Consider the following 26,343-nt stretch of genomic DNA (forward strand, 5'->3'; position numbering starts at 1 on the left):
GCAGAATGGGTTGCTGAAGGATTTTCACTAATGGACCGTGAGGTCTGGTCGGGGCTGGCGGTGTTCGCAGAGATCGTCGATGCGGGAAGCTTCGCGGCAGCGGCCAAAAGACTGGGCATATCACCTTCTGCCTTGAGCCATGCCATGCGAAACCTCGAGGCGCGTCTCGACATTCGTCTGCTCAACCGCACCACCCGTTCGCTCGCCCCGACCGAAGCTGGGCAGGTTCTGCTCACCAAGTTGCAGCCTGCGATGACTTCGGTCGAAGACATCCTCGAAGAATTGGACAGCGTCCGCAATCGGCCGGTCGGGCGTGTCCGCGTCAACGCCCACAAGCCCGCGGCCGCATATCTGATCCTGCCGCGACTGCCCAAGTTCTCGCGCGACCATCCGGATGTGTCGATTGACCTTACCGTAGACGACGGCATGGTTGATATCGTCGCCGAGCGCTTCGATTGCGGGGTGCGGCACGTTAAGGCGTTGCAGGCGGATATGATCTCCGTGAAGATCAGTGAGCCACTCGAGCTCGTATTTGTCGCTTCGCCCCAATACCTCGAACTCAATGGATGCCCGAGCAACCCGGACGATCTCGGAAGCCATCGGTGCATCAGCTATCGACACGCGACGTCTGGCGCACTGCACCGTTGGGAATTCGAACGCGATGGTGCGTGCACGAATCGGGCAGTCCCTTCCAGCTTCGTCACCAACGATATCGACATCATGCGCGATGCCGCTTTGCGCGGCCTCGGTGTCTGCTGCCTGCTCATGGAACAGGCTGCGGCGCACCTCAGGTCCGGCGATCTGGTGGAGATATTGTCCGGATGGGCGCCAGCCCTTCCACCGTGCCACATCTACTTCCCCAGCAAACGGCAGCCTACGGCCGCCTTCCAGGCTTTCCTAAAAGCGATGCGAAATTTCTGATCATTTTCGAAGGCTGATAAGCAACCTGCTCGCCGCGCTGGACCGGGTGCTGCTTTTCGGTTTTACGCCTGTAAGCAAGGGAGCTGACCTTCAGCTGTCGCCGTAAAACGTTCGAGCAGGCCAACTACTTCGAGTCCGTCCCAGTCATTCTGGCTTGCTCACCTGATTTTCAAAACCGCGATAAAGGGTGAGATTGTAAGATAAGGCGCTGCGAAGAGCTAGCCAAGCGCCAGCAACATCTAGCCCCCTCAGCGGGACACCATTATAAACCGTAACCCGCCTCAACTACATAGTTTCATTACTCGCTTGCTTCTCAACAACGGTTCCGAGATTGCTGGCCGGACCCGTCAATGCGGCACATGCCAAAGGCCAGGCACTGGCGTCATTGCTGAGTGCGGTTCTCAACCACGCCAGTGTCATGCGCTTCATCGCCTCAAGCGCATCCGGTGCCTCGACTTCGGTCTCCTTGGCGTCGAGACCGGCAATGCCACCAAGGCCGTGCCCCACGCCATGAAGCGTGAGCAGCGAATGCGCGCCCGTCCCATCTTGATAAGCGTCGGCATGCCACTCAGGGCCACGCGAGGTGAATTGCGGATCGTCGTCGGCCCCGCAAACGACCAACATCGGCTTCGTCAGGTGCGAAAAGTCGAGATCGAAAAAAGGAAAGCGTGCAGCATTTTCTTCCGTCAGATCGTTTCCACCTCTTCCCGGGGCGGCAAGAAGAAGCCCGGCGCGAATACGCGGATCGCGGAACGATTCTCCGCAGAGTTGCGCGCCCAGTAGCAGGCTCACGGTGTGGCCGCCGAATGAATGCCCCGCCGCCGCGATTCGATCATGGTCAAGACGTCCAGAGACGCCAGGCGCAAGCTCCTCGATATCCGACAGCCGGTCGATGATTGTCCGCATCTCCGCAATGCGCTGGCGCCAGAAGAAGGGCGCGCCTTCGGCGTCCTCGGAAAGTCCGCCGACGCGAGAGCTTGCATGCGTGGGCTGGATGACAGCAAACCCGCGCTCCGCCCAGAACTGCGCCAGATGCGCGTAGCCGTCCTTCGATGGCAGGTAGAATGATGGCCCAAACCCATGCGAAAGGATGACTATTGGGAGGTGATCACCATCGGCCGGTGCAGTTAGTCGCAGTTCCAAAGGCGGCCGCCCGGTCATATCGAGGCGGATTGGCGAGTAGGCTATTGTAAGAGCGTCATCCGGCGTCGGGATGTTGCGCGCGACATCGATAAGATTGTTCATCGTCATATGTGGATCTCCTCGTGCACCATCGAAATGGACGAGAAGGGTTGGATCATCTATACCTGAGCATCCTAATCTATTTAGCGAAAGTCCGGTTATGTCCGATCCACTGGCCGAGATTGTCTCGCTACTCAAACCGGTGCCCTCGATCGCCAAACTGGTTACGGCCGGCGGGGCGTGGTTGGTTGAGCGTCGCGGGCTTGGCAGCCCGTTCTATTGCGCCGTCGTGGAGGGCTGCTGCCTGTTCACGGTCGAGGGCAGATCGCCGATCACTCTCGAGCCGGGTGATTTCATTCTCGTGCCGCAGATCCATGCCTTCACCATGAGCAGCCTTCGACAGCCCCCGCCGGGGACGTTACCGCGACGGTTGGAAACCAGCCCGGGCGTCTTCCGCCTCGGCGATCTGGACGCACCGGTCGAAGTTACGGCCATGGTGGGTCACTGCTCCTTTTTGGCGAACGACACGCAATTGCTAAGCTCGCTGTTGCCGGACATCATTCATGCCCGAGGCGAGCGCAGACTGATGGATCTCGTCGAGATGATACACGCTGAGATGGTCGGCGGCCTTGCGGCGCGCGACATGATACTCAGCCGGTTACTGGAAGTGCTGTTCATCGACGCGTTGCGCAGTACAGAAGGGGCACAAACATCTCCCGGCCTGTTGCGCGGCCTTTCGGACACGCGACTCGCTCCGGCCTTGCGACGCATTCACTACGATCCGAGCGGAAGTGTAACCGTCGAGGTATTGGCACAGAAATCTGCGATGTCTCGGTCGGCATTTTTCGAACGTTTCCGACGGGAGGTAGGCATCCCTCCGATGGAATACGTGACGGGCTGGCGCATGGCGCTTGCCAAGGACCTGTTGCTCCGGCGAGAGACACCGCTTGTCGAGATCGCGTCCCGGGTCGGTTATAGTTCAGTCAGCGCATTTAGCGTCGCATTCACACGGCATGCAGGCATCCCTCCGGGCTCTTTCGCCCGAAAAGAGTGATCCAGATTTATCCCGTTTAGCAGCATACTTCGTGTTGCTTCCGATCGAATAGTTGGGGGAGCTTGCCGAGGTGCAATACGTGGAATTGTAGCGCTTGGTTGCTAACCCACCCGCGCCTGAAGGCACGGCAGCTTTAGGGTGAAAATTGCCAACCCCCGAACGTCCGAAATTAGGGCGCAAAGCGGACTTGGTAATCATCGCATTTATGAGTTCTCAGGCCACCTTTGCACCGACCAAACGCTCGATGCTTTCGACAGTGATCAGAGTTCGTCTGCCGACCTTTTTCCGGACCAGCGTGCCATCTCGCATAAGCTTGTCGATTGTTGTCCGGCCCAACCCAGTGGCCTGTTCGGTTTGAGCGACCGACGCGGTAAGATCGCCTGGCCTGATCGGTTGCACGTCATCCTTCTTTGCCTCGGAAGTTTCGCTGCCTAAAGCGATGCCTTTCGTCGTAGCATGCGGATCGCAACCGCTAGACTGTCTTGAGACGCCAACAGGTGAATCCACGCAATATCTATCGAGGACCTTGATAAGCGCGGCTTCGGAGAAGCTGATTCCGGTTATGAGAACGGACGGCATGCCTCCCTGTAGAGGCGATCCTTCGAGCCGAACCGTTCCACCGTTTAGGGCAGTTTGAATCTTTTCCGATGCTACAATCCTCTCCCAATCTTGGGCCGGAATCTGAGCGTTGCGCACTAGCTTGGTCGGACCCCCAGCGGGTCTTATCTCTCGCACGAGGGCATAAGTTTTGATCAGGCCGGCCGCAGCGAAATCGGCTAGCAGAGCATCAGCTTTTTCGAGATCCCTGGACTTAACGAGCTCAATGGCCTTGGCCGGAAGGACTGGTTGATGGACAGACATGCTTTCTCTCGGTTTTGGAAAGCAATGTGTGGCAACCATTCGTGAAAATGCGGTAACCCTCTGGTTCGCTGCGAATAACCAGGTCAATTGCGCGGGCGATAGCCGGAGGTCTCATCCCGCCGCCCTCATCGCTGATGTTCGCGTATGTCCACCCGAGTTTTTCATGTTTTTTTCATGGAAAAGCGGGCCATCTCTTCTAAATGCCTGAAAAGATGGTGGGCGCGGCAAGGATTGAACTTGCGACCCCACCCGTGTGAAGGGTGTGCTCTACCACTGAGCTACGCGCCCGCCTGCGAGCGACCGCGTAAGGTCCGTCTCGTCTCGGCAGGGGCGCGCCTTTGCCACGGGCCTGCCCGAGTTTCAAGCGCGCAATTCGCGGCCCTGCCTTACTGCAACAGACGCGCGAGGATATGCGTCCATCCGCTGCCACGTTCGGGCAGGGCGACGGGCTTCGGCTGCGCGGGGCATTCGAGGCAGTAGACCTGCATCCCGCGCGTCGTCAGCAAACGGTCCAGATCGTCGGTCAGACGGGCGCCCATCTGGGCCTGCCGGATCGCGACGAGCGAGGCCATGTCGGTCGCGCGCGGCGCCTTGGCCGCTTCCTGTCCGGTCATTTTCTGGAGCAGCGAGGCATAGGGATCGACCGGGGAGCCGAGGAACTTGCCGTGCCAGCCGCCCTCGTTCAGTCCTGCCTCTCCCGCCACCCAGGCAAGCGCTGCGTCGAGATCGCCGAACTGGTCGACGAGGTTGATCTGGCGCGCGGTGCCGCCGGTCCAGACGCGGCCCTGGCCGATTTCGTCCACCCGTGCGGTCGTCATCTTGCGTGATTTCGACACCAGCTCGATGAAGCGGCGATAGCCGTCCTCCGTCCCTGCCTGGATCAGCGCGTCCACTTCAGGCGTGAAACCGCCGAGGAAGTCCGGCTGACCGGAGAGCGGCGTGGTCCGCACGCCGTCGCTGTTGACGCCCCATTCGGCCAGCGCGTCTTCGAAGGTCGGGATCACGGTGAAGATGCCGATGGAGCCGGTCAGCGTCTCGGGCTCGGCAAAGATGCGGTCGGCCGGGGTCGACACCCAGTAGCCGCCGCTTGCCGCGAGATTGGCCATCGACACCGCAACGGGCGTACCCTTCGCCTTGTGCCGCATGATCGCGCGGCGGATTTCCTCCGAAGCGAAGACCGATCCGCCCGGCGAATCGACCCGCACCACGAGACCGGCGAGATCGTCGTCCAGCGCATCGTCGAGCAATTCCGCGATCCGTTCGCCCCCGGCAGTGTCGGGGCCGCCTTCGCCGTCGACGATCTCGCCAGCGATGGTGACGATGCCGATCGCCTTGCCGTCGCTCGGCGCTTCGTTTTCGGCCAGCCATGCTTCGTAATCGGTTGCGGCGAAGGCACCGGGTTCCTTGTCCCAATCGTCCTTGCCCGCGATTTCCGCGACACGGTCGCCGAAGGCGGCGCGGCTGCCGAGCTTGTCGACGAGACCGGCGTTCAGCGCGGCACGGCCGAGGTTCTTGTTTGCGCCTTCGATCCAGCCGATCGGGTCGGTGGTAATCTGCGCGATTTTCGCCTGCGGGCGGGCGCGCTTGACGTTCGCCTGGTATTCTTCCCACACCGCGTCGAACAGTTGCTGGTAGTTTTCGCGCGCTTCGGGCGACATGTCGCTGCGGGTGTAGGGTTCCACCGCGCTCTTGTACGTACCGACGCGATAGACCCGTGCGCGCACGTTCAGCTGGTCGAGCAGCCCGTCGTAATAGAGGTTTTGTCCGCCCGGCCCGGCAACGAAAGCGCCGCCCAGCGGGTCGAGCCACACTTCGCTGGCGTGCGCGGCCAGCATCACGCCGTCATCGGTGTAGGCCATGGCGTAGGTCAGCACCGGCTTGTCCGCCTGCCGCACCCGGTCGAGCGCTTCGCCAAGCTGCGCCATGTGGACGTGCCCGCCGCCCATGAAGCGCGACAGGTCGAGAACGACGGCGTTCACGCGGTCGTCATCCGCCGCCGCGGTAATGGCGCGGGAAAGATCGTGGACGCCATATTCCTTGATCGGGGTGGTGCCCGAGATCAGCGACTGCAGCGGGTCGGGCTGCGACGGCTGTTCCACCACCACGCCATCGAGTTCCAGCAGCAGGGCGCCTTCGGAGCGAACGAGGCCGGGGGAGGGGCGCGTCGTCAGCACGGCGAACAGTGCCATGAAGAACAGCAGCATGAAGATCAGGACCAGCGCGTCCTTCACCCCGACCAGAAGCCGCCAAACCTTGCCTGCAAACGTCATTGCCCGTCCTGTCCTTGCATGATGCCGCCAACCTAGGGCCTGCGGCCTGTGCGCGCCACCGCTTTCCGCTTGAGCGGTCCATGCCACTCGACTAGGGGCTTGGCTTTAATGACATCACCGACGCAAGCCCGCCCGCCGCAGGATTATCCACCCGGCGGCCTCGCCTTTCCGCACCGCGACCTGATCGGGATCGCGCAGCTGGAAGTGCACGAGATTCACTACCTGCTCGACGAGGCGGAGCAATGGGTGGATCTGAACCGCGGGCGGACCAAGCATCACGACGCGCTGGCCGGTCTCACCATCATCAACGCCTTCTTCGAGAACTCGACCCGCACGCTGCTGAGCTTCGAGATCGCCGGCAAGCGGCTGGGCGCGGACGTGGTGAACATGCACGCCGCGACCTCCAGCGTGAAGAAGGGCGAGACGCTGATCGACACGGCGGTGACGCTCAATGCCATGCGCGCCGATGCCATCGTCATCCGCCACGGCAGTTCCGGCGCGGTGGCGCTGATCGCGGACAAGGTGGACTGCCCGGTATTGAACGCAGGCGACGGGCAGCACGAACATCCGACGCAGGCGCTGCTGGACGCGCTGACCCTGCGCCATGCGCTGCGGGAGCGGGGACGCAACGAACTGAACGGGCTGAAGGTGACGATTTGCGGGGACATCCTGCACAGCCGCGTCGCCCGTTCCAACATCCTGTGCCTGCAGGCGCTGGGTGCCGAGGTGCGCGTCTGCGCTCCGCCCGCGCTGATGCCCGCCGGTGTCGAGGCGATGGGAGTGGAGCCGTTCCATGATTTTGACGCGGCGCTGGACGGGGCCGAAGTCGTGATGATGCTGCGTCTCCAGAACGAGCGGATGAGTGGGCAGTTCATTCCCTCGCCGCGCGAATATCATCACCTGTTCGGCCTGACGGCAAAGCGGCTGGCGCTGGCCGCGCCCGATGCGCTGGTCATGCATCCCGGCCCGATGAACCGCGGGGTGGAGATCGACAGCGACATTGCCGACCAAGAAGGGCGCAGCCTGATCACGCGGCAGGTCGAGATGGGCGTGGCGATCCGCATGGCCTGCCTCGACGTGCTGACCCGCCGCGCGCGCGGCGTCGCCGGGTGGGAGGCAAAGGCATGAAACAGCAGAAACCCATCACCATCACTGGCGGCAGGCTGGTCACGCCTGACGGCCTGCGCGCGGCCAATTTGCGAATTGCCGACGGCGTGATCGCATCGCTCGGCACCGATCCGGCGGAGGGCGATGAAATTGTCGACGCGCGCGGCAGGCTGGTCGCCCCGGCGCTGGTCGATTTCGGCGTCTTCGCTGTCGACAAGCCAGCGTTCCACTTCGGCGGGATCGCGCGGGCGGCGCTGATGCCCGACCAGTCGCCCGTGCTGGATCACCCTGCGCGGGTGCGGTTCGCAGCCTCCAGCGGCAAGCCCGATTTCTGGGTCCATCCGCTCGCCGCGGCGACGGTGGGCCTGGCAGGAGCCGAGCTTGCCGAGCTGGCACTAATGAAGGATGCGGGCGCACGCGGAATTGCGACGGGGCGCGGCTGGATCGCGGATTCGGGCGTGATGCTGCGGCTGCTGCAATATGCCGCGATGCTCGACCTCGTGGTCGTGACCCATGCCGAGGACGGCGGCGTCGCGGGCAATGCGGTGGCGACCGCGGGCGAGATGGCAACGCGGCTGGGTCTTCCCTCCGCTCCGGCAGAGGCGGAGGCGCTGGCCGTGGCGCGCGACATTGCGCTGGCCGAAATGGCGGGCGCGCGGCTGCATCTGCGGCAAGTGACGACGGCAGCGGCGCTCGATCTGGTGCGCGCGGGCAAGCGGCGAGGCGTGGCGGTGACGGCGGGCGTGACCCCGGCGCACGCCATGCTGTCGGACCTCGCAACGGTCGAGTTCCGGACATTTGCCCGCCTGTCCCCGCCGTTGCGCTGCGAGGCGGACCGGCAAGCGGTGCGCGAGGCGATCGGGGACGGAACAATCGACGTCATCGCCAGCGGCCACGATCCTCGCGGGCCGGAGGACAAACGCCTGCCCTTCGCCGACGCAGAGGCGGGCATGGCGGGGGCGGAGACGCTGCTCGCCATGACGCTCGGCCTCGTGCGCGACGGAGTGATCGACCTCGTCGGCGCATTCGAACTCACCGCTGCTGCACCCGCGCGCCTGCTGGGCGTCGAAGCAGGCGAACTGGCGGAGGATCGGGAGGCCGACATCATCCTCGTCGACCCGGACGCGCCATGGATCGTGGACAGCCGCAAGATGGAAGCGAGCGCGGGCAATACGCCCTTCGACCGGTTGCCGGTGCAGGGCCGCGCGAAAGCGATGTGGAAAGGCGGGGTCGCGGTCGCCGACCTCTGATCAAAGCAGGGTGACCGGCGGCCCCTCGGTCGCGTTAACCTGAACGTGCGGCGCCATGTCGGCGGGCAGGGCCGCGCGCAGGCGTTCGGCGGCCTCGGCTGTGTGAATATCGACGCGGAACTGGCCAGTCTTGTAGTCCCAACCCGCAGCGAACGACGCGCTGGAGGCCTCGTCCGTCAAAATACGGTTCAGCCGCGCCTCCATCGCTTTTACTTCGGCGGCGTCGAGGGCAACTTCCTGCACTTCCACCAGCGGGCGCAACTGCGGGGCAGCGCGGGCGATCATGGCGGCGCGATCGTAGGGCGGTTTCACATTGACGTGGTATCCCGCGTCGGAGCCCCAGACCTGCTGATAACCGGGGAAGCGTTCGCGCTCCAATCGCCAGCCGTAGTAATTCAACAGCGCCAGCTTCTCCATCCGCTCGGTATAGGGCCAGCACTCTTGCGCCGCGTAGCCGCGGATATGGGCGAGGTCGCCCTCAGGCGGAGGCAGGGGCGCACTGGCGGACCAAGGTGCGGGCGCGACATCTTCCGCCCATGCGTAACCAGAGGCAACGGGCGTGCCGGTTTCCTGCTGTGGGATGGCGCAGGCACTTGCCGTCATGGCCAGAGCAGCAAGGGTGAGAATGCGCGCCGAAATCATATCCGGCGAACGCGCCAATCGCCGCGCAAGTTCCTGACCCCAAACGCAAAACGGCCCGTCATCGCTGACGGGCCGCCTCGCTGTTGTTCGGTGTCGTCAGGTCAGACGTCGTTGCGCGCCATGCGGGTGCCGCGATCGACCGCGCCGGGCATTGGGCGACCATCGGCCCAGGCGAAGCAACCCTTGCCGCCGCTCTTGACCTTGGAGCACATGCTTGCCGCGGCGGCCCGCTGGTAGCCACCGGCGGAAACGCGCCAGTAATTCTTGCCGCGCACCACGGCCTGCGTGATCACCATCTGGTGGTCGGCAAGCTCGGGATAGCGCTTGACGTAGATGCCCCATGCCCGGCGCGCGCCGGCTTCCGAGGCGAAGCTGCCAAGCTGCACGAGGTGCGAACCGGGCGACTGGAGTCCCGCATCGGCGAAGGAAGGAGCCTTCTCGGCGCTGGCCTTCCGCAAGGGCATCGGGCGGCTGGCCGGAGCGGCAGCGGCGCTGCGGACCGGTGCGCGCGACGCGGCAGGCGCGGCCTGCTGAGCGGGCGCGTCGAAAGCCTGCGCGAAGCTCTGCGGCTCGCCTTCGCGAACCATGGCAGCGGCCGAACCCGCCAGCGGCGGCAGAGCCGGAGCCTGATACGGTGCCTGGTAGGGTGCTTCAGCCGGAGCGGGCGGAGGGGGCGGCGGCGGAACATCCTTCATCGCCAGCGCCGGAAGTTCACCATTACCCGAATTCGCGGCCAGCAGCGCGGCATCGTCTGCCTGCGCCTGCGCGGCGAGCATGGTGTCGCTCGGATTGTTCGACAGCGCGAGCTGGACGGGCATGCCCTGATCGCTCTGCGCAGGCTGAACATTCAGCAGCTTGGCAATGCGCGTGGCGGAACTGCCGCCGTGTGCAGCCGCAGCCCATTCTTCCATGCGCTTGCCGACCTGGTCGCCCGGTACGTCCTGCATCGCCATCAGGCGCGCCTCGCGCCACTGGCCCGCCATGGCGAAGCTGTAGGCGAGGTTCTGGCGCGTCTTGGCGCTGTCGTCACCGCCGCGAACGGCATTGCTGAGGATGTGGATGCCGCGCTGCGGATTGCCTGCAAGCGTGTAGGCGAGGCCGATGTCCGATTCGGCGATTTCGGCGTCCCAATCATCGAGGATTGCCTGCGCTTCGCCGCCGCGACCCGTCGCGGTCAGCGCAAGTGCAAGCGAGAGTGCGGTGCGCGGGCTGGCTTCACCCAGTTTCATCGCATCGTCGAACGCGGTCACGGCCGAAGCGAAACGCCCGTCTTCCAGATAGGCGCTGCCCAGCTTTGCGCGGTATTCGGCATTGCGGGGATCGGCCAGCACGGCGGCTTCCGCCAGCTCGACCGCCTTGGACACCTTGCCGGCCTGCATCGCCTTCTCGGCCTTGGCCGCCGAGACGTTCGCCGGAGCCGCTGCCTGGCCGGCGCAACCGGCAAGCGTGGCGCTGGCGAGCGCTGTGGTGATGGCAAAGCCGACCATGCGGTGCGAATTGCGGTTGCTGTAGGCCATAATCGTTTCCCTCAAATCTTTCGGGTCGTTCAGCGTTTGTGGACCTGCGCGGCGAGCGCAGCGAGTTCGGGTGTCCTGGCAAGAAAACTGTCGAGCGCGTCGGTTACGATTTGCTGGGCGCTGGCGCCCTGGATCGTGCTGGCGAGGCGCAGCTTCAAGTGACGTTCCGCATCGAGCCGCAGGGTGAAGGCGGCGCGCTTGCCGCCTGCCTTGGCCGCGGTCTTCTCGGCGAGCTTCTTCTTCGGGCTGCGAATGCCCTTGGCGGGTACGGGCTTCGCGACAGGCTCTGCGACAGGCTCCGGCGCGGGAGCGAGATCGGTAGCGGGCGTGGGAGCGGGCGTGGCCGAAAGACGGGCCTTCAGTTCCTCGCGCTGGCGCAGCACTTCGGCGCGCTTTTCTTCCGCATTGTCGGCCAGCTTGGCTTCTTCCGCCAGGTCGAGCGCTTCGGCTTCGTCCTCTGCCGCAGCATTGGCCGGGGCGGGGGTGAGGTGCAGCGGCTCGGCCTGCTGCGGGTAATCATCCTCGCCCATGTCGTTCCAGCCGAGGTCGTCGAGGTTCGACGCCATCGGAACGGCTGACGGCATTTCGGTCAGCGGCGCGAGCTGCGGGCGCATCGCGGGGCGGGCCCCGCCCTTGCGCGCCAGCAGACTGGGGCTGAGCGATGCGAAACTGTTGGTCGCTTCTTTCATGGTTGCGGACCCCTTCACCGCGCGGCTCTCGTTACGACTGCGCAACGCGGCGGCCGAAGCCGCCCGCGGGACGATGGAGACCTTGCGGCTGGTGCACACCGCCCGGCGCGGCGAAAACCGTGCGGCGGAAGTTCTTTTCGAGGCGATCCGACACGTAGTTCCACAGCGCCGCCATTTCCTGCGAGCTGCGACCGTTGGGATCGACTTCCATCACCGTGCGGCCGTCGATCATCGAGGCGGCGAAATCGGTGCGGTGGTGAAGCGTGATCGGTGCGACCGTGCCGTGCTGGCTCAGTGCGACGGCGGCCTCGCTGGTGATCTTGGCCTTGGGCGTCGCGGCGTTGACCACGAAGATCAGCGGCTTGCCTGCACGCTCGCAAAGGTCGACCGTGGCGCCCACGGCGCGCAGGTCGTGCGGGCTGGGGCGGGTCGGCACGACGATCAGTTCGGCGACGGAGATCACCGACTGGATCGCCATGGTGATGGCGGGCGGCGTGTCGATGACCGCCAGCTTGAAGCCCTGCTGGCGCAGGGTCTGAAGATCGCTGGCCAGCCGTGCGACGGTGGTCTGCGCGAAGGCGGGGAATTCCGCCTCACGCTCGTTCCACCAATCGGCGAGCGAGCCTTGCGGATCGATGTCGATAAGCACGACCGGGCCAGCGCCCGCTCGCTGTGCCTGAACGGCCAGATGCCCGGAAAGCGTGGTCTTGCCCGATCCACCCTTCTGCGATGCCAAAGCCAAAACGCGCAAGGTCGTTCCCCCTGATAAACCCGAATGCTTGCGACCGAACTTTTCGGTGCTCGATTGGCGGGATCGCAGATCACCCTTTATTTTCGGTTAATTCGAACGCGTTCTTGTTTGACGTCATGCCTGACCAGAACCGCCTTTCGCAGAAGGGGGAGCGTTGGAAACTCTTTGCTAAGGGGTCGTTTGCTATGGCAGCTTTTCGATGAGTGATCGGGGAAACGGGTCGATGAAGGTTTCGCAGGGCTTTGGCACTTCGCTGAAGGTGGTCGCGGCGGCAGCGTTGGCGGCCAGCGCCGCATTCGCCAGCCCGGCGCTGGCGGACGTCAAGGACGGCGTCGATGCCTGGTCGCGGGGCGACTACGTCACTGCGGTCGCGCAGTGGCAGGGGCCGGTCGCTCGCGGAGATGCGGACGCGCAGTTCAACATGGCGCAGGCCTACCGCCTGGGACGCGGAGTGAGCGCGGACAAGGGCCGCGCGGAAGACCTCTACCGCAAGGCCGCGGCGCAGGGCCATGTCGAAGCGGCGGATACCTACGGCCTCATGCTGTTCCAGGACGGGCGGCGCGAACAGGCGCTTCCCTATGTGGAGGCTGCCGCAGGCCGCGGCGATCCGCGCGCGCAATATCTGCTCGGCATCGCGCATTTCAACGGCGACATGGTCCAGTCGGACTGGGTGCGCGCATATGCTCTCCTGACGCTGGCCAACGGCGCCGGACTACCACAGGCGAGCAACGCGATTGCCGAGATGGACAAGCACATTCCGCTCGAACAACGCCAGCAGGCGGCAGGTCTGGCGATGCAATTGCGCCAGCAGGCCGATGCGGAACGCTCGCGCCAGCTGGCGGCGGCGGACCTCTCCTACGGCACCGCACTCGCCACCAAGGCGCCGCCACGTAGCGCCCCTGTGGCGACGGTAGCTCCCGCCAATGCCACGCCCACCCGTCCCACGGTCAGTGCTGCAACGGCCGCGGTTGCAGAAGCCGCCCGCGCCACGGGCAATGAAAGCCCGGCGATGGCGGGCGCGGACTACGCTGGCGTCGCCGCGCCCGTTACCCGACCCACGCCGCCCGTAGTGGAAGTTGCGGCTGTGACGGCTCCGGCCCCTCCACCGGCGCGCGAGGCGAGCGGCGGGCCATGGAAAATCCAGCTCGGTGCCTTCGGTGTGGCGGGCAACGCGGAAAAACTCTGGTCGCGCCTGTCGGACCGCAGCGAACTGGCCGGGCGGCAACGCCTGCTGGTGCCAGTGGGACGGGTGACCAAGCTGCTCGCCGGAGGATACGCGTCGCGCGAGCAGGCCGACACGGCCTGCGCCGCGCTCAAGCGTTCGGGCCAGGACTGCCTGGTAACGCGATAGACAAGCGAACCGGCGGCACATAAGCCCCGCCTTGCAATAGGGGGCGATAATGTCGGCAGATTTCGGAACATACCAAGCAATCGAAGGGCGCACGCCCGACCAGCCTGTGCGGGTGGAGGAGCGGATAGGCAGCCTCGACTTTACGCGCGGCATCGCGATTCTCGGCATATTGCTCGCCAATATCGTCGCCTTCGGTCAGCCGATGACTGCCTATATGTACCCCGACGCGTTTCTGGTTCCGCCCAATGACGATGGTGGCTGGATGTGGTTGACGCAGTTCGTACTGGTCGACGGCAAGTTCCGCGGCCTGTTCACGCTCCTGTTCGGTGCCGGAATGGTGCTGTTCATGGAACGGACCTGGGCGCGCGGAGGCACGCGCTGGGTGCAGGCGCGGCGGCTGTTCTGGCTCGCCCTGTTCGGCGCGGCGCACCTGTTCCTGGTATGGCGCGGCGATATCCTGTTTTCCTATGCCATTTGCGGCTTCGTCGCGCTGCTGTGTATGCGGTGGGAGGCGAAGACGCAGCTGACGCTCGGATTGCTGGGCTTCGTGGCCGGGTCGATCCTCTACGCGCTGTCGATGGGGCCGCTGCCCTTCGTAGCGGACACGCCGATGGGAGAGCAGGCGGCCTTTGCGGAAATGCGCGTCAATCTGGAGCAGTCGGAGCGGGACGACCTCGCAGACGGGAATCTCGAAGCGGCGCTGATCCAGAGCGGGGACTACGCCGGTTTCGCTTCCCACAACATCATTCGCCATGCTTCCGACGTGCCGTTCTTCCTGTTCCTGTGGCTAGGCGAGACCCTGCCGCTGATGCTGGTCGGCATGGGGCTGTATCGAATGGGCTTCTTCTCCGGCGGGATGAGCCAGCGCAAATTGCTGCGCTGGGGCGCGCTCGGCATCGTCGTTGGCGGCGCGCTGACCCTGCTAATCGGGCTTTGGACCAAGGGGAACGGGCTGACCTACTACGGTACGCTGGCCGCTTTCGTCGGCTTTTCCCCGCTGCCGCGCCTGCCGATGATCCTGGGCTATGCCGCAATGTTGGTGCTGATCGCGCCAGCGGCGAACGGATGGCTGGGGCAGCGCATTTCGGCCGCTGGGCGCACGGCTTTTACCAATTACCTCGGCACGTCGATCGCGATGATGCTGGTCTTCCACGGCTGGGCCGGCGGGCTGTTCGGCAGGCTCGATCGGCCGGAGCTTTACGTGGTGGTCGCGATTGCCTGGGCGGCGATGCTGCTGTGGCCGCTCCCGTGGCTTGCGCGCTATCGCTTCGGCCCGCTCGAATGGCTGTGGCGCTGCCTGACCTATGGCAAGGTCTTTCCCCTGCGCCGCTAGGTTGCGCTCAATCGAGAGTGGCGAAGAAAAAGGCCGATAGCGCGGTTCCGGTGAAGAACAGCGGCCAGGACCAGAAGAAATGTTCGCCCTGCACGGTCATCAGATGGACGTTGAGGAACCCGCCGTGCGATCCACCCGTGCCAACGAACAGGCTGACCAGCCAGGTCAGCAGCGCACCGGGAAGCACGCCCTTTGCGAAAGAGATCATGGCTGTCACCCCCTATCCTTCGCACGGGGCGTCGCCCGCGCGTCAGAAGGGGTGTTGCGCGCCTAGTGGTGAATACGCAGCTAAGCGGTAAGGTTTGCGAAACCTTACCGCGTCAGCGCTTGGCGAAGGGGTTCTGCCCGCCTTTCAACACCACGCGAACCGGGACCGAATCGAAGCCCAGTTCCCGCCGGATGCCGTTGACGAGATAACGCTCGTAACTCTTGGGCAGCAGGTCCAGGCGGTTGCCGAACACCACGAAGCGCGGCGGGCGGGTGCCTGCCTGCGTGATGTAGCGCAGCTTGATCCGCTTGCCCTTGGGGGCGGGCGGCGGGTTCGCTTCCAGAGCATCGTCGAACCAGCGGTTGAGCGCCGATGTCGGCACGCGCTTCGACCAGCTTTCGCGCAGCACGAAGGCGGCGCGCAGCATTTCGTCGAGGCCCTTGCCGGTCTTGGCGCTGACGGCGAACAGCGGCAGGCCGCGCACCTGCGACAGCCCTTCGTCGAGCGCGCCCTTGATGCCGTTGAAGATCGAGCTGGCGTCCTGCGTGCCGACTTCGCCGGCAACGTCCCATTTGTTGATCGCGATCATCAGCGCGCGCCCTTCCTCCAGCACCATGGAGGCGATCTTGAGGTCCTGAACTTCCAGCCCCCTCGTCGCGTCGAGCAGCAGCACGACGACTTCCGCGAAGTCCACGGCGCGCTTGGCGTCGGCGACGGACAGCTTTTCCAGCTTGTCGGTCACCTGCGCGCGTTTCCGCATCCCGGCGGTGTCGATCAGGCGGATGTCGTGCGTCTCACCGGACTTCTTGTCCGTCCATTCCCAGTCGACGGCGATCGAATCGCGGGTAATGCCGGCTTCCGGGCCGGTGAGCAGGCGGTCTTCGCCAAGCAGGCGGTTGATCAGCGTGGACTTGCCTGCGTTCGGGCGCCCCACGATGGCGAGCTTCAGCGGGCCATCGGCGGCTTCGGCACCGCCCGCGGCCTTTTGCTCGGCCAGCGCGAGGTTGCGCTGTTCCTCGATCGCGCCGACGATCGGCCACAGGCCGCCGAACAGGTCGGCGATGCCTTCGCCGTGCTCTGCGGACAGCGCGACAGGTTCGCCAAGGCCCAGCGAATAGCTTTCCAGCACGCCCGATTCGCCCGCCTGCCCTTCGGCCTTGTTGGCGACCAGCACTACCGGCACGTCCTGTTCGCGCAGCCAGCGGCCGATTTCCTCGTCCAGCGGGGTAAGACCGGCGCGCGCGTCGATCACGAACATGGCGGCGTCGGCCCCGTCGAGGCTGACCTCGGTCTGGGCGCGCATCCGGCCCGGCAGCGTGTCGGGGTCCTCGTCTTCCCATCCGGCGGTATCGACCACCGTGAACTCGAGCCCTGCGATCTCGGCATCGCCCATGCGGCGATCGCGCGTCACGCCGGGCTGATCGTCGACCAGCGCCAGCTTCTTGCCGACCAGGCGGTTGAACAGGGTCGACTTGCCGACATTGGGGCGCCCGATGATGATGACCGTGGGCTTCGCCGGGATTTCGACCGGCATCGGCACAGGTGTATCTTCGGGCAGGGCGGGGATTTCGTCTTCGGACATTGCAGTTTCTCGTTTCGTCGCGCGAGGTGGCCGCTTGCCCGCCGATTGGCAAGCCAAACCGCCTCATTGACCGGGCGAGAGCGCCCGGAAAGGCGATCTTAACCATATGGCGCCATCCTCCAACGCCATGAGGGGTATTTCGATCATTCTGGCAGCAGGGGCAGCGCTCGGCGCGGCCGCACCGGCGCTGGCGAATTCGAACGCGGCGGACGTCGATTTTCGCGAGCGGGCGGAAATACCCGCCTATCTGCAATGCGTTCCTTACGCGCGGCAGGTCTCCGGCATCCAGATCTACGGCGATGCGCATACTTGGTGGAAGCAGGCTGAGGGGCGGTTCGCCCGTGGTCGCACGCCGCAGGTCGGTGCGGTGATGGCGTTCCGGCCGCACCGCAACATGAAGCTCGGTCACGTGGCTGCGGTCAGCCGGGTGATCGATTCGCGCACCGTATTGCTGCGCCATGCCAACTGGAGCCCGATCAATGGTCGCCGCGGCCAGATCGAAAACGACGTGCAGGCCATCGACGTCTCTCCGGCGAACGACTGGAGCGAGGTGCGCGTGTGGTACGCACCGCTGCAAGCGCTCGGCAAGACGCCGTGGCCGGTCGAAGGCTTCATCTATCCGGCAGAGGCTGCCGCGCCGCGATACAGCCCGCAAATCGCGCGAATCGACGACGGCCCGGCACGGCTGAAGGATTCGAAGGCTTTTACCGAAGCATTCGGCAAAGGCTTCGACGCCGCCCCGACCAAGCCGAAGAAGCAGCGCAAACCCAGGAAAAACACGGAGTTCGCCGAGGCGGCAGGGCTGCCGGCGATCTACTGAGCAATCAGGCTTTCAGGACCGGCGGTTCGTCACCGAGGTCTTCGTACCATGCCTCTACCGGCCCGTTGAGCTTCAGCGTCAGCGGGCGGCCCTTGCGATCCATGGTCTTGCCCGCCTGCACACGGACCCAACCTTCGGACACGCAATATTCTTCGACATTGGTGCGAACCACGTCCTTGAACCGGATGCCGATGCCGCGTTGCAGCTTATCCGCGTCGAAGAACTCGCTCGACGGATCGATAGCGATGCGGTCCGGCGGAAGGTCGGTCTTCGCATCGGCTGCGGGCGGGGTGGTCTGTTCGTCGCTCATGTCGGTTCCGGCTAAATTGGAATGCGGCTCGCCCTAGGGCGACGGCGACAAGGCGGCAAGTCCCCGTATCGTTCAGTCGGGCGGCGGCGGCGTTTCGATCGGGCTGCGGTCAGGGTTGTCGTAGTCGGGCGTCGGCGGCTCGATCTCGTCGGGATTGCCTCCGGGCGTTTCGGCGGGATTTTCCAGGGGCGGGGACTCGGGCGGGGCGCCGGGATCGATGGTGTCGGGGTTCGGATCGGGCTGGGTGGCCATGGCGGTTGTCCTTTCACCCTCCACAACGTTCGTCGCACGCACGGCGTTCCGCATCCTGCCGCGCGCGCCATCCCGCTTGCCCTTTTGGCGAGGCGTGACTAAAGGCGCGCCTTCACCCGCGGGGGTTCGCGCCCCCGTGCGGCATATGGTGTGCGGCTTCGTTCGGGCGGCCCATTGCGGGCGAAGACGATCAAGCTGCGGGCGTGGCGGAACTGGTAGACGCGCTGGTTTTAGGTACCAGTATCGCAAGATGTGGGGGTTCGAGTCCCTTCGCCCGCACCACTTTCGCCGCGAACCAGGCAACTCTACCGGAGTGGCCGCGACAGAATTAGGCAAGAAGGCAAGTTTATTTCCATGCAGATCGATGAAAAGACCAATGACGGCCTGAAGCGCGAATATGTGCTGACCATCCCGGCCAAGGATATCGCCGCGCGCATCGATGCCGAGGTGAAGAAGATCGCCCCGCAGGTGCGGATGCCCGGCTTCCGCCCCGGCAAGGTGCCGGCCAACCTGGTCAAGAAGATGCATGGCGAAGCGCTGCACGGCGACGCGCTGAACGCGACCATCCGCGAATCGATCGACGGCCTGATGAAGGACAAGAAGCTGCGCCCCGCGCTGCAGCCGAAGATCGACCTTCAGGAAGGTTATGAAGAAGGCAAGGACGCCAAGATCGACGTCGCACTGGAAGTGCTGCCCGACATCGAGGCGCCCAAGACCGATGGTCTGACGCTTGAGAAGCTGATCGTGCCGGTCACCGACGAACAGGTTGACGCACAGCTTGGCGAACTGGCCCAGAACCAGAAGAGCTTCAAGGACGCGCCGAAGACGAAGAAGGCCGCCGAAGGCGACCAGCTGATCATCGATTTCGTCGGCCGCGTCGATGGCACCGAATTCGAAGGCGGCAAGGCCGAAGGCCAGCCGCTGGAAATCGGATCGGGCCGCTTCATCCCCGGTTTCGAGGAACAGCTGACCGGCGTGAAGACCGGCGATAAAAAGACCATCAAAGTCACCTTCCCGGAAGATTATCCGGCAGAAAACCTCGCCGGCAAGGAAGCCGAATTCGATATCACCGTGCACCAGGTGAAGGTCGCGAGCGAAACGAAGGTGGACGAAGATTTCGCCAAGAACATGGGCCTCGAAGGGCTCGACCAGCTCAAGGGCCTGCTCAAGGGCCAGCTGGAGCAGGAAACTGCCGGGCTGACGCGCACCGCGATGAAGCGTTCGCTGCTCGACCAGCTTGCTTCGGGCCATGATTTCGACGTGCCGCCGACGATGGTGGATGCGGAGTTCGACCAGATCTGGGCCCAGCTGACCCAGGAAGCGGCCCGCGAAGACGACCCCGACGCAGCGATGAAGGAAATCGAATCCGAGAAGGACGATTACCGCAAGATCGCCGAACGCCGCGTGCGCCTCGGCCTGCTGTTAAGCGAAATTGGCCAGGCCAATGGCATCGAGATCAGCAACCAGGAAATGCAGATGCTGATCCAGCAGGCGGCTCAGCAGTATCGCCCGGAAGATCGCCAGCGGTTCATGGAATATGTCCAGAACGAACCGATGGCCGCCGCCCAGCTGCGCGCGCCGCTGTATGAAGAGAAGGTCGTCGACTTCCTGTTCGACAAGGCCGAAGTCACCGAGCGCGAAGTGACCCGCGAGGAACTGCAGGCCGCAATCGAGGCGGAAGAGCAGACCGACGCGAAGCCGGCCAAGAAGGCTCCGTCCAAGAAGAAGGCCCCGGCCAAGAAGGCTGCGAAGGCCGACGATGCGTCCGACGACGCGGCTGCCGAAAAGAAGCCTGCCGCCAAAAAGGCCCCGGCGAAGAAGGCTGCCGCCAAGAAGGACGACGATGCCGCCGAGAAGGCTCCGGCAAAGAAGCCCGCGGCCAAGAAGGCACCTGCTAAGAAGGCCGCAGCGAAGAAGTAATCTTCGCAGCCCTGTCAATTTGCCAAAGGGGCGGTCGGAGCGATCCGGCCGCCCCTTTGCTATTCGCGGGCTAGAAGTCGCCGCTGACGGAGAAGCGGAAGATCGGCCCGATCCTGCGGTCCATCACCTCGCTGAACAGCACCGGCGCGTCCGGCCTGTCACCCGCGAACACCGTCCGCTGGAACTTATTTCGCGCGCCCAGGATATTGGCGACGCGGGCGTTCACCGTCAGGCCGAAGACGTCCTTGTTCTCGACATAGAGATCGACAAAACTCGGCCCCTCGCCTTCGCGACCGACCTCGTACCGCCGCGCGTAAGGGGCGTTTTGGTTGGTGTAGAGCGACCCGCCGTAAGCCCAGTCGCTTTGCGGTATGTCATGGCGCAACTGGACCTGCAGTTCGTCGATCAGGTCGTAGGAGAACGGGCGGGTCTCTCCGGTGAAGGCGTCCGTTTCGCTCATCCAGCGCTTGACGCCTCGCGCCTCCACGCGCGCGCCCCGCCAGCCGAGCGGGTCGAGATTGATCGTGGCATTGCCTTCGAGATGTGTGCGCTCCGCATTGCCGACGTTGCCGCGCGCCTCCCCGCCATCGGGCAGGGGCACGTAAGCGATGAAATCCTCGAACCAGGCCTGTCGCAGCTCCAGCTTGACCGAGCCCCAGGGGCCGAGCCGCTTGTTTGCCTCGACCTCGACGTTCCAGCTCTGGTTGGGGACGAGCTGGTTGTTCGCGCCACTCTGATTGTCGTCGTTGAGCGACACGCTGGCTAGGAAATCGCCGAAGGACAACTGGCCCACGCGCCTGCGAACCTCGGCGGAAATGTCGAAGTCGGCGCGCGGTTTCCACGTCAGCGATGCCGAGCCCTTGGGGCGCTGGAACTTGCGCGAATTGGCCGCCGTCCCGGTCTGTTCGAGGATCGAGTATTCCATCCCACCGGTTGCCTGGAATGCCAGCGTACGGGTCAGCTGCTTGCCGAAGCTGAGGATCGTTTCGTATCGATCCTCCGTCACGCCGCCCGTGCCGCTGGGGAAGGCTACCGGGACGAAGTTCTCCGCCCCGTCCATCTCGAACAGGGCCGACGCGCGATCGAGCCGGTTGAATGCCGCCTCACCCGACAATTGCCAGTCGGCGTTCCATAGTTTCCAGCCATATTCGAAACGCCCGATACGCTCGCCCGTTGCGTTGATCTGGTTGAAACGAAACCCCTGCGTTGCCGAACCATCGTCGAAGCGGTCGATCACGACGCTCTTGTAATTGTCGCGCTCGTAACGCTCCAGTCCGATCAGCTTCAGCTTGCCGGGGCCGAGCGGAAATTCGACATCGCCGCCGATTTCGTATTCCGGCCCGTTCTCCCGCGTGCGGGCGTCACGGACGCGGCCCACACCAGCGGCGGTCAGTGCAGTCTCCGGCTGGTCGCGGTAGAAGACGTCCTCATTGTAGCTCAGATTAAGCTTGGCGAGCACCTGTCCCCCGAAGTCGTAGGCGAGGTTGGTCGCGATCTTCGGATTGTCGAACCCGCCGGAGAACTTGGTGTCCTGCCGCTCGATCGGATTGCCGAGCGGATCGAACACGACGACCGGGCCATCGGCGCCGAACCGGTCGTTGGCGTTGCTGATCGCGACGGTGTAATCGAGCGCGCCCGCGCTGCCGGTCAGCGAAGCCTCCCCGCCGAACAGTTGCGCCTTTGTGTTGTGCGCGCGAAAGCCGGTGCGCCATGTGAACTGGCCAGACACGCCGCCCTGCGAGGTGATGACGTTAGCGACCTGTCCCGACAGCCCCGGGACTTCGAGCGATGCGCCGTCGACGATGTCGATCCGCACGATGTTGGACAGCGGGATGCGGCGCAACTGGTCGAACACGCTGTCGGACTTGCTCGCCAGCCGTTCCTCGTTGACGAGGACGTTCGCCGTGGCCTGGCCGAGACCGCGCTGGTCGTCATTTGCGCCGGTGGCGGTGAAGCCCGGGATACGCTCCAGCACGTCGAGCGCGTTGCGCGGGGCGAAGCGGACAAACTGGTCGGGGTTATAGCTGGTCGCGGTGTTTGCGCCTGCGTCGGTGTCGCCGGTCGGGACGATTTGCGCCGGATCCGCCTCTGCCGGCGCGTCCTGCGCCTGCGCGGACGTAGCTGTCAGCGCGGCCAGACCCGTCGCGAGCATGGTGGCGGCGCGCAGCCGCGCGGCAAGACTGTTCGGCATCCTCATGGCATCAAGCTGTAGCGCCGGGCTAACACACCTACGCCGCACGCTCGACCGACAGCACGAAAACTCCGACGAATGGCATCGCCGCGGACCCGGTCGGGAGACGGGCTGGGGAAGCAATGTTAATGCCCTTGAACATCGCGAAACCAGCGCCGACATAGGCGGCTCGGTTCAAACCCAAAGGATACTTCATGATCGACCTGTTCGGCTCCGACGCTCACGCCACCCAGGGCCAGTTCACCCGCGACCCCGTTACCGGCGCGCTGGTGCCGATGGTGGTGGAACAGACTGCGCGGGGCGAACGCAGCTTCGACATCTTCAGCCGCCTGCTGCGCGAACGCATCGTCTTCGTGACCGGCCAAGTGGAAGACGGCATGGCGAGCCTCATCACGGCCCAGCTGCTGTTCCTGGAAAGCGAAAATCCCTCGAAGCCGATCAGCATGTACATCAACTCGCCGGGCGGCGTGGTGACGGCCGGCATGGCGATCCACGACACGATGCAGTACATCAAGCCGCGCGTGTCGACCGTGTGCATCGGCCAGGCCGCCAGCATGGGCAGCTTCCTGCTGGCCGCAGGCGAGCCGGGTATGCGCATCGCGCTGCCGAACGCCCGCATCATGGTTCACCAGCCCAGCGGCGGCGCACGCGGCATGGCCTCGGACATCGAGATCCAGGCGCGCGAGATCCTGCGCATCCGCAAGCGGATGAACGATCTCTACGTCAAATACACCGGCCAGAGCCTGTCCGACATCGAGAAGGCCATGGATCGCGACACCTTCCTGGAAGCGGAAGAGGCGATGAAGTTCGGCATCGTGGACAAGGTGTTCGAAACGCGCCCGGAAATCGAAGGCGACGACGGCGAACTCGGCAGCGGTGGCGCGCCTGAGTAATCGCTCGCCTGCATGGGGTTGCGCGCGGGGGTGGATAACCCCGGCGTGTGACTGTCACCTTTTGGCAACCTCAAAACTTCAGCCGCGCGAAAGCCGTGGCGTGATAGGTAACCGATATTGACCGTGTTGGATGCGCGGTTAGGGTATCGGGTTGCGAATCCCCATCAATGGGGCAGGAAAAGACTTTATGACTGAATTAAGCGGATCGGATAGCAAGAGCACGCTGTACTGCAGCTTCTGCGGCAAGTCCCAGCACGAAGTGCGCAAGCTGATCGCGGGCCCCACCGTGTTCATCTGCGACGAGTGCGTGGAACTGTGCAACGACATTATCCGCGAAGAAACCAAGGCCGGCCTCGCCGCCAAGAGCGACGGGGGCGTTCCGCCGCCGCGCGACATCTTCGAAACGTTGAACGATTACGTGATCGGGCAGGACCGCGCCAAGCGCGTTCTCTCGGTCGCCGTGCACAACCACTACAAGCGGCTGAAGCATTCCGGCAAATCGGGCGATGTCGAACTGGCGAAGTCCAACATCCTGCTCGTCGGGCCGACGGGTTCGGGCAAGACGCTGCTCGCCCAGACGCTGGCGCGCACTTTCGATGTGCCGTTCACCATGGCCGATGCCACCACGCTGACCGAAGCCGGCTACGTGGGCGAGGATGTGGAGAACATCATCCTCAAGCTGTTGCAGTCCAGCGACTACAATGTCGACAAGGCGCAGCACGGCATCGTCTACATCGACGAAATCGACAAGATCAGCCGCAAGGCCGAAAACCCGTCGATCACGCGCGACGTTTCGGGCGAAGGCGTGCAGCAGGCGCTGCTCAAGCTGATGGAAGGCACCACGGCCAGCGTTCCGCCGCAGGGCGGGCGCAAGCATCCGCAGCAGGAATTCCTGCAGGTCGACACGACGAACATCCTGTTCATCTGCGGCGGAGCCTTCGCCGGTCTGGACAAGATCATCGCCGACCGCCTGCAGAAGCGCAGCATCGGGTTCGGTGCGCACGTCGCCGACCCGGACAAGCGCCGCGTGGGCGAACTGCTGACCAAGGCGGAGCCGGAAGATCTCCTGAAATTCGGCCTGATCCCTGAATTCGTCGGCCGCCTGCCGGTCATCGCCACGCTGGAAGACCTCGACGTCGCGGCGCTGGTGACGATCCTGCAGGAACCGAAGAACGCACTGGTCAAGCAGTACGCCAAGATGTTCGAGCTGGAAGATGTCGAACTGACCTTCACGGACGACGCGCTCCAGGCGATTGCCGAGCGGGCTATCGCCCGCAAGACCGGCGCGCGCGGCCTGCGCTCGATCGTTGAAGCGATCCTGCTCGACACCATGTTCGACCTGCCGACGATGGAAGGCGTGACCGAGATCGTCGTCGACAAGGATGTGGTCGAAGGCCGCAAGGAACCGGTGCAGGTCCATGCGGGCAAGAAGGGCAAGGAAGAAGCCGCGTAAACGGGCGGTTTCTTACGGCTAACGGAATAGGCGGCCGGGAGGGTTTCGATACCTTCCCGGCCGCGATCGTTTTGGTGCGATGCGGGAGTGTCCCCCTGCTCTCTTCCGCTGACTAGCACCCGGCCGCACATTCGCGACTGTGCTCGATCTGGATGGTCGCGTGCCCGATGCGATGGTGGTGCTCCAGTTCCTCGGCAATGTCGCGCAGGAAGGCGTCGCCCGGGTGGCCGCCGGGCATGACAAGGTGTGCGGTCAGGGCGGTTTCCGTCGTGCTCATCGGCCAGATGTGGAGGTCATGCACCGCCTCAACGCCGTCCAGCCCGGCCAGATAGGTCCGCACGGCGCTTTCGTTGATACCCTTTGGCACGGCAAGCAGGCTCATCGCCACGCTGTCCTTCAGCAGGCTCCAGGTGCCCCAGGCGATCACCAGCACGATCACGATGCTCACCGCAGGGTCGATCCACAGCGCCCCGGTCCAGATGATGGCGAGGCCCGCCAGCACCACGCCGAGACTCACCAGCGCGTCAGCCGCCATGTGCAGGAACGCGCCACGAATGTTGATGTCGTGCTGCCCGCGCATGAACAGCGCGGCGGTACCGCCGTTGATCAGGATGCCGATGCCGGCGACGATCACCATCGTCATGCCTTCGACCGGCGCAGGCTCGGCCACGCGGTGGAGCGTCTCGTAGAGGATCAGCGCAATCGCGACGAGCAGCAGCCCGGCATTGGCCAGCGCCGCCAGGATCGTGCTGCTCTTGAAGCCATAGGTGAAACGCGCGGTCGCGGGCCGCTTGGCCGCAACGCTTGCAGCCCATGCCAGAAACAATGCGAGCACGTCCGACAGATTGTGCCCCGCATCCGCGATCAGCGCCATCGAGCCGGACAGCCAACCATACACAGCCTCGACCACGACGAAGGCGGTGTTGAGGATGATGCCGATCAGGAAAGCGCGCCCGAAGTCTTTGGGCGCGTGGGCGTGCCCGTGCCCGCCGTGGCCATGGCCGTGATCATGTTCGTGCCGCGTCGCGTGTAAGCTTCCCATGACCCGTCCCAGCCCCTTAATCGTACACGCAGGCGTCGAGCCCATCGCGGCTTACCACGCCGATGCGCGCGGCGATGGTGTTGCCGTGGCGGCGCAGCCAACCGCCGGGCGAGGTGACGGCGCGTTTCTTGGGGAGGGGGAGGGCCACAGCCATGCGCGCCGCTTCGCTTGGGGTCAGCCGCGCGGCAGAGTGCCTGAAATAGCGCTGCGATCCGGCCTCCACGCCGTAGGTGCCGATGCCGGTCTCCGCCACGTTGAGGTAGACCTCCATGATCCTACGCTTGCCCCAGATATTCTCGATCAACACGGTGAACCACGCCTCCAGTCCCTTGCGGAAATAGCCGCCGCCCTGCCACAGGAAGACGTTCTTCGCGGTCTGTTGGCTGATGGTGGAGCCGCCGCGAATGCGGCCGCCCTGCGAATTGCTCTCGATCGCTTTCTCGATCGCCTCGCGGTCGAACCCGTCGTGGGTGCAGAACTTGCTGTCTTCCGCCGCGATCACGGCGCGCACCATGTTGCGGTCGATATTGTCGATGGGTTCCCAGTCGCGAGTCACGCCATTCTCGTCGAGCAGCATGGTGGCGGTGTAGGTGACGGGCAGGAACTTCAGCGCGATCACCAGCGCGAGGCTGACGCCGACGAACCACAGCACCAGCTTGGCGATGAATTTGAAAAAGCGTATCATTCCCTCCGCTGCTTAGAGACGTGAAAGGGGCTTCGCAATCGGTGCGCTCTTGTGGCGCG

24 protein-coding genes and 2 tRNA genes are annotated in these 26,343 nt (G+C 64.5%); 11 read left to right on the forward strand and 15 right to left on the reverse strand.

Annotated features, from left to right (window positions below; all coding sequences use genetic code 11):
• Window positions 1-30: 30 nt before the first annotated feature.
• Window positions 31-921, forward strand: coding sequence for a LysR family transcriptional regulator (locus ACXYN8_RS03100; protein WP_458887840.1), 891 nt, complete (start codon window positions 31-33; stop codon window positions 919-921).
• 285 nt (window positions 922-1,206) lie between these two features.
• Here the strand turns inward: ACXYN8_RS03100 and ACXYN8_RS03105 are convergent, their stop codons facing one another.
• Entirely contained in the window at window positions 1,207-2,172 is a 966-nt protein-coding gene (locus ACXYN8_RS03105) for an alpha/beta hydrolase family protein (protein ID WP_458887841.1), read from the reverse strand.
• A 91-nt stretch (window positions 2,173-2,263) separates the two neighbouring features.
• Here ACXYN8_RS03105 and ACXYN8_RS03110 point away from each other — a divergent pair, with 91 nt between their 5' ends.
• Window positions 2,264-3,157: a helix-turn-helix transcriptional regulator gene (locus ACXYN8_RS03110; RefSeq protein WP_458887842.1), complete on the forward strand. Its 894-nt coding sequence runs from the start codon at window positions 2,264-2,266 to the stop codon at window positions 3,155-3,157.
• A gap of 213 nt (window positions 3,158-3,370) precedes the next feature.
• On the opposite strand, the gene ACXYN8_RS03115 is transcribed toward ACXYN8_RS03110, so the two are convergent.
• The 3 genes from ACXYN8_RS03115 to sppA form a co-directional block, all read right to left on the reverse strand.
• Window positions 3,371-4,105, reverse strand: coding sequence for a hypothetical protein (locus ACXYN8_RS03115; protein WP_458887843.1), 735 nt, complete (start codon window positions 4,103-4,105; stop codon window positions 3,371-3,373).
• A gap of 126 nt (window positions 4,106-4,231) precedes the next feature.
• Window positions 4,232-4,306, reverse strand: a tRNA-Val gene (locus tag ACXYN8_RS03120).
• A gap of 98 nt (window positions 4,307-4,404) precedes the next feature.
• The gene (gene sppA / locus ACXYN8_RS03125) at window positions 4,405-6,288 is read right to left on the reverse strand and encodes a signal peptide peptidase SppA (protein ID WP_458887844.1); all 1,884 of its coding nucleotides are present in this window, start codon (window positions 6,286-6,288) and stop codon (window positions 4,405-4,407) included.
• A 108-nt stretch (window positions 6,289-6,396) separates the two neighbouring features.
• On the opposite strand from sppA, the gene ACXYN8_RS03130 reads away from it, so the two are divergent.
• Both ACXYN8_RS03130 and ACXYN8_RS03135 read left to right on the forward strand, forming a co-directional pair.
• Window positions 6,397-7,416 carry an aspartate carbamoyltransferase catalytic subunit gene (locus ACXYN8_RS03130; protein WP_458887845.1) on the forward strand — a complete coding sequence of 340 codons (1,020 nt, stop codon included), beginning with the start codon at window positions 6,397-6,399 and terminating at the stop codon, window positions 7,414-7,416.
• Window positions 7,413-8,645 carry a dihydroorotase gene (locus tag ACXYN8_RS03135; protein ID WP_458887846.1) on the forward strand — a complete coding sequence of 411 codons (1,233 nt, stop codon included), beginning with the start codon at window positions 7,413-7,415 and terminating at the stop codon, window positions 8,643-8,645. Before ACXYN8_RS03130 ends, ACXYN8_RS03135 begins: the two co-directional genes overlap by 4 nt.
• On the opposite strand, the gene ACXYN8_RS03140 is transcribed toward ACXYN8_RS03135, so the two are convergent.
• The 4 genes from ACXYN8_RS03140 to ACXYN8_RS03155 form a co-directional block, all read right to left on the reverse strand.
• Complete coding sequence (locus ACXYN8_RS03140) at window positions 8,646-9,305, reverse strand: hypothetical protein (RefSeq protein WP_458887847.1); 660 nt, start codon at window positions 9,303-9,305, stop codon at window positions 8,646-8,648.
• Window positions 9,306-9,388: 83 nt separating this feature from the next.
• Window positions 9,389-10,804: an SPOR domain-containing protein gene (locus tag ACXYN8_RS03145; RefSeq protein ID WP_458887848.1), complete on the reverse strand. Its 1,416-nt coding sequence runs from the start codon at window positions 10,802-10,804 to the stop codon at window positions 9,389-9,391.
• Window positions 10,805-10,833: 29 nt separating this feature from the next.
• Window positions 10,834-11,493 carry a hypothetical protein gene (locus ACXYN8_RS03150; RefSeq protein WP_458887849.1) on the reverse strand — a complete coding sequence of 220 codons (660 nt, stop codon included), beginning with the start codon at window positions 11,491-11,493 and terminating at the stop codon, window positions 10,834-10,836.
• A 31-nt stretch (window positions 11,494-11,524) separates the two neighbouring features.
• Window positions 11,525-12,244, reverse strand: coding sequence for an AAA family ATPase (locus ACXYN8_RS03155; protein ID WP_458887850.1), 720 nt, complete (start codon window positions 12,242-12,244; stop codon window positions 11,525-11,527).
• Between the two features lie 199 nt (window positions 12,245-12,443).
• Between ACXYN8_RS03155 and ACXYN8_RS03160 the strand changes: the two genes are divergently transcribed.
• Both ACXYN8_RS03160 and ACXYN8_RS03165 read left to right on the forward strand, forming a co-directional pair.
• A complete protein-coding gene (locus ACXYN8_RS03160) occupies window positions 12,444-13,595 on the forward strand; it encodes an SPOR domain-containing protein (protein WP_458887851.1) in 1,152 nt (383 codons plus the stop codon).
• A gap of 49 nt (window positions 13,596-13,644) precedes the next feature.
• The gene (locus ACXYN8_RS03165; protein ID WP_458887852.1) at window positions 13,645-14,928 is read left to right on the forward strand and encodes a DUF418 domain-containing protein; all 1,284 of its coding nucleotides are present in this window, start codon (window positions 13,645-13,647) and stop codon (window positions 14,926-14,928) included.
• A gap of 7 nt (window positions 14,929-14,935) precedes the next feature.
• On the opposite strand, the gene ACXYN8_RS03170 is transcribed toward ACXYN8_RS03165, so the two are convergent.
• Both ACXYN8_RS03170 and der read right to left on the reverse strand, forming a co-directional pair.
• Window positions 14,936-15,136 carry a hypothetical protein gene (locus ACXYN8_RS03170; RefSeq protein ID WP_458887853.1) on the reverse strand — a complete coding sequence of 67 codons (201 nt, stop codon included), beginning with the start codon at window positions 15,134-15,136 and terminating at the stop codon, window positions 14,936-14,938.
• Window positions 15,137-15,248: 112 nt separating this feature from the next.
• Window positions 15,249-16,670, reverse strand: coding sequence for a ribosome biogenesis GTPase Der (der, locus tag ACXYN8_RS03175; RefSeq protein WP_458888895.1), 1,422 nt, complete (start codon window positions 16,668-16,670; stop codon window positions 15,249-15,251).
• A gap of 175 nt (window positions 16,671-16,845) precedes the next feature.
• On the opposite strand from der, the gene ACXYN8_RS03180 reads away from it, so the two are divergent.
• Window positions 16,846-17,538, forward strand: a complete 693-nt coding sequence (locus ACXYN8_RS03180; protein WP_458887854.1) for a CHAP domain-containing protein — start codon at window positions 16,846-16,848, stop codon at window positions 17,536-17,538.
• Window positions 17,539-17,542: 4 nt separating this feature from the next.
• On the opposite strand, the gene ACXYN8_RS03185 is transcribed toward ACXYN8_RS03180, so the two are convergent.
• Together ACXYN8_RS03185 and ACXYN8_RS03190 are read right to left on the reverse strand one after the other, a co-directional pair.
• Window positions 17,543-17,848, reverse strand: coding sequence for a DUF3297 family protein (locus tag ACXYN8_RS03185; RefSeq protein WP_458887855.1), 306 nt, complete (start codon window positions 17,846-17,848; stop codon window positions 17,543-17,545).
• Window positions 17,849-17,920: 72 nt separating this feature from the next.
• Window positions 17,921-18,100 (reverse strand): hypothetical protein, encoded by a 180-nt coding sequence (locus tag ACXYN8_RS03190; RefSeq protein ID WP_458887856.1) that lies wholly within the window; start codon window positions 18,098-18,100, stop codon window positions 17,921-17,923.
• A gap of 197 nt (window positions 18,101-18,297) precedes the next feature.
• Between ACXYN8_RS03190 and ACXYN8_RS03195 the strand changes: the two genes are divergently transcribed.
• Together ACXYN8_RS03195 and tig are read left to right on the forward strand one after the other, a co-directional pair.
• A tRNA-Leu gene (locus ACXYN8_RS03195) sits at window positions 18,298-18,382 on the forward strand.
• Between the two features lie 72 nt (window positions 18,383-18,454).
• A complete protein-coding gene (gene tig, locus ACXYN8_RS03200) occupies window positions 18,455-20,020 on the forward strand; it encodes a trigger factor (protein ID WP_458887857.1) in 1,566 nt (521 codons plus the stop codon).
• 70 nt (window positions 20,021-20,090) lie between these two features.
• On the opposite strand, the gene ACXYN8_RS03205 is transcribed toward tig, so the two are convergent.
• On the reverse strand, window positions 20,091-22,217 hold the full coding sequence (locus ACXYN8_RS03205) for a TonB-dependent receptor plug domain-containing protein (protein WP_458887858.1): 2,127 nt from the start codon (window positions 22,215-22,217) through the stop codon (window positions 20,091-20,093).
• 188 nt (window positions 22,218-22,405) lie between these two features.
• Between ACXYN8_RS03205 and ACXYN8_RS03210 the strand changes: the two genes are divergently transcribed.
• Both ACXYN8_RS03210 and clpX read left to right on the forward strand, forming a co-directional pair.
• Window positions 22,406-23,104 (forward strand): ATP-dependent Clp protease proteolytic subunit, encoded by a 699-nt coding sequence (locus ACXYN8_RS03210; protein ID WP_458887859.1) that lies wholly within the window; start codon window positions 22,406-22,408, stop codon window positions 23,102-23,104.
• A gap of 187 nt (window positions 23,105-23,291) precedes the next feature.
• On the forward strand, window positions 23,292-24,557 hold the full coding sequence (gene clpX, locus ACXYN8_RS03215; protein ID WP_458887860.1) for an ATP-dependent Clp protease ATP-binding subunit ClpX: 1,266 nt from the start codon (window positions 23,292-23,294) through the stop codon (window positions 24,555-24,557).
• Window positions 24,558-24,669: 112 nt separating this feature from the next.
• Here clpX and ACXYN8_RS03220 read toward each other — a convergent pair whose 3' ends face one another.
• Together ACXYN8_RS03220 and mtgA are read right to left on the reverse strand one after the other, a co-directional pair.
• Window positions 24,670-25,599 carry a cation diffusion facilitator family transporter gene (locus ACXYN8_RS03220; protein WP_458887861.1) on the reverse strand — a complete coding sequence of 310 codons (930 nt, stop codon included), beginning with the start codon at window positions 25,597-25,599 and terminating at the stop codon, window positions 24,670-24,672.
• A gap of 16 nt (window positions 25,600-25,615) precedes the next feature.
• Window positions 25,616-26,284, reverse strand: a complete 669-nt coding sequence (mtgA, locus tag ACXYN8_RS03225; RefSeq protein ID WP_458887862.1) for a monofunctional biosynthetic peptidoglycan transglycosylase — start codon at window positions 26,282-26,284, stop codon at window positions 25,616-25,618.
• Window positions 26,285-26,343: the final 59 nt, after the last annotated feature.

Source organism: Altererythrobacter sp. CAU 1778, assembly GCF_054482795.1.

What these genes read in the sequence shown, in the direction of transcription:
- ACXYN8_RS03100 (WP_458887840.1), top strand. Translation starts at nt 31, where the DNA reads ATGGACCGTGAGGTCTGGTCGGGGCTGGCGGTGTTCGCAGAGATCGTC.
- ACXYN8_RS03105 (WP_458887841.1), bottom strand. Translation starts at nt 2,172, where the DNA reads ATGACGATGAACAATCTTATCGATGTCGCGCGCAACATCCCGACGCCG.
- ACXYN8_RS03110 (WP_458887842.1), top strand. Translation starts at nt 2,264, where the DNA reads ATGTCCGATCCACTGGCCGAGATTGTCTCGCTACTCAAACCGGTGCCC.
- sppA (WP_458887844.1), bottom strand. Translation starts at nt 6,288, where the DNA reads ATGACGTTTGCAGGCAAGGTTTGGCGGCTTCTGGTCGGGGTGAAGGAC.
- ACXYN8_RS03130 (WP_458887845.1), top strand. Translation starts at nt 6,397, where the DNA reads ATGACATCACCGACGCAAGCCCGCCCGCCGCAGGATTATCCACCCGGC.
- ACXYN8_RS03135 (WP_458887846.1), top strand. Translation starts at nt 7,413, where the DNA reads ATGAAACAGCAGAAACCCATCACCATCACTGGCGGCAGGCTGGTCACG.
- ACXYN8_RS03145 (WP_458887848.1), bottom strand. Translation starts at nt 10,804, where the DNA reads ATGGCCTACAGCAACCGCAATTCGCACCGCATGGTCGGCTTTGCCATC.
- ACXYN8_RS03150 (WP_458887849.1), bottom strand. Translation starts at nt 11,493, where the DNA reads ATGAAAGAAGCGACCAACAGTTTCGCATCGCTCAGCCCCAGTCTGCTG.
- ACXYN8_RS03160 (WP_458887851.1), top strand. Translation starts at nt 12,444, where the DNA reads ATGAGTGATCGGGGAAACGGGTCGATGAAGGTTTCGCAGGGCTTTGGC.
- ACXYN8_RS03165 (WP_458887852.1), top strand. Translation starts at nt 13,645, where the DNA reads ATGTCGGCAGATTTCGGAACATACCAAGCAATCGAAGGGCGCACGCCC.
- ACXYN8_RS03170 (WP_458887853.1), bottom strand. Translation starts at nt 15,136, where the DNA reads ATGATCTCTTTCGCAAAGGGCGTGCTTCCCGGTGCGCTGCTGACCTGG.
- der (WP_458888895.1), bottom strand. Translation starts at nt 16,670, where the DNA reads ATGCCGGTCGAAATCCCGGCGAAGCCCACGGTCATCATCATCGGGCGC.
- ACXYN8_RS03180 (WP_458887854.1), top strand. Translation starts at nt 16,846, where the DNA reads ATGAGGGGTATTTCGATCATTCTGGCAGCAGGGGCAGCGCTCGGCGCG.
- ACXYN8_RS03185 (WP_458887855.1), bottom strand. Translation starts at nt 17,848, where the DNA reads ATGAGCGACGAACAGACCACCCCGCCCGCAGCCGATGCGAAGACCGAC.
- ACXYN8_RS03190 (WP_458887856.1), bottom strand. Translation starts at nt 18,100, where the DNA reads ATGGCCACCCAGCCCGATCCGAACCCCGACACCATCGATCCCGGCGCC.
- tig (WP_458887857.1), top strand. Translation starts at nt 18,455, where the DNA reads ATGCAGATCGATGAAAAGACCAATGACGGCCTGAAGCGCGAATATGTG.
- ACXYN8_RS03205 (WP_458887858.1), bottom strand. Translation starts at nt 22,217, where the DNA reads ATGAGGATGCCGAACAGTCTTGCCGCGCGGCTGCGCGCCGCCACCATG.
- ACXYN8_RS03210 (WP_458887859.1), top strand. Translation starts at nt 22,406, where the DNA reads ATGATCGACCTGTTCGGCTCCGACGCTCACGCCACCCAGGGCCAGTTC.
- clpX (WP_458887860.1), top strand. Translation starts at nt 23,292, where the DNA reads ATGACTGAATTAAGCGGATCGGATAGCAAGAGCACGCTGTACTGCAGC.
- ACXYN8_RS03220 (WP_458887861.1), bottom strand. Translation starts at nt 25,599, where the DNA reads ATGGGAAGCTTACACGCGACGCGGCACGAACATGATCACGGCCATGGC.
- mtgA (WP_458887862.1), bottom strand. Translation starts at nt 26,284, where the DNA reads ATGATACGCTTTTTCAAATTCATCGCCAAGCTGGTGCTGTGGTTCGTC.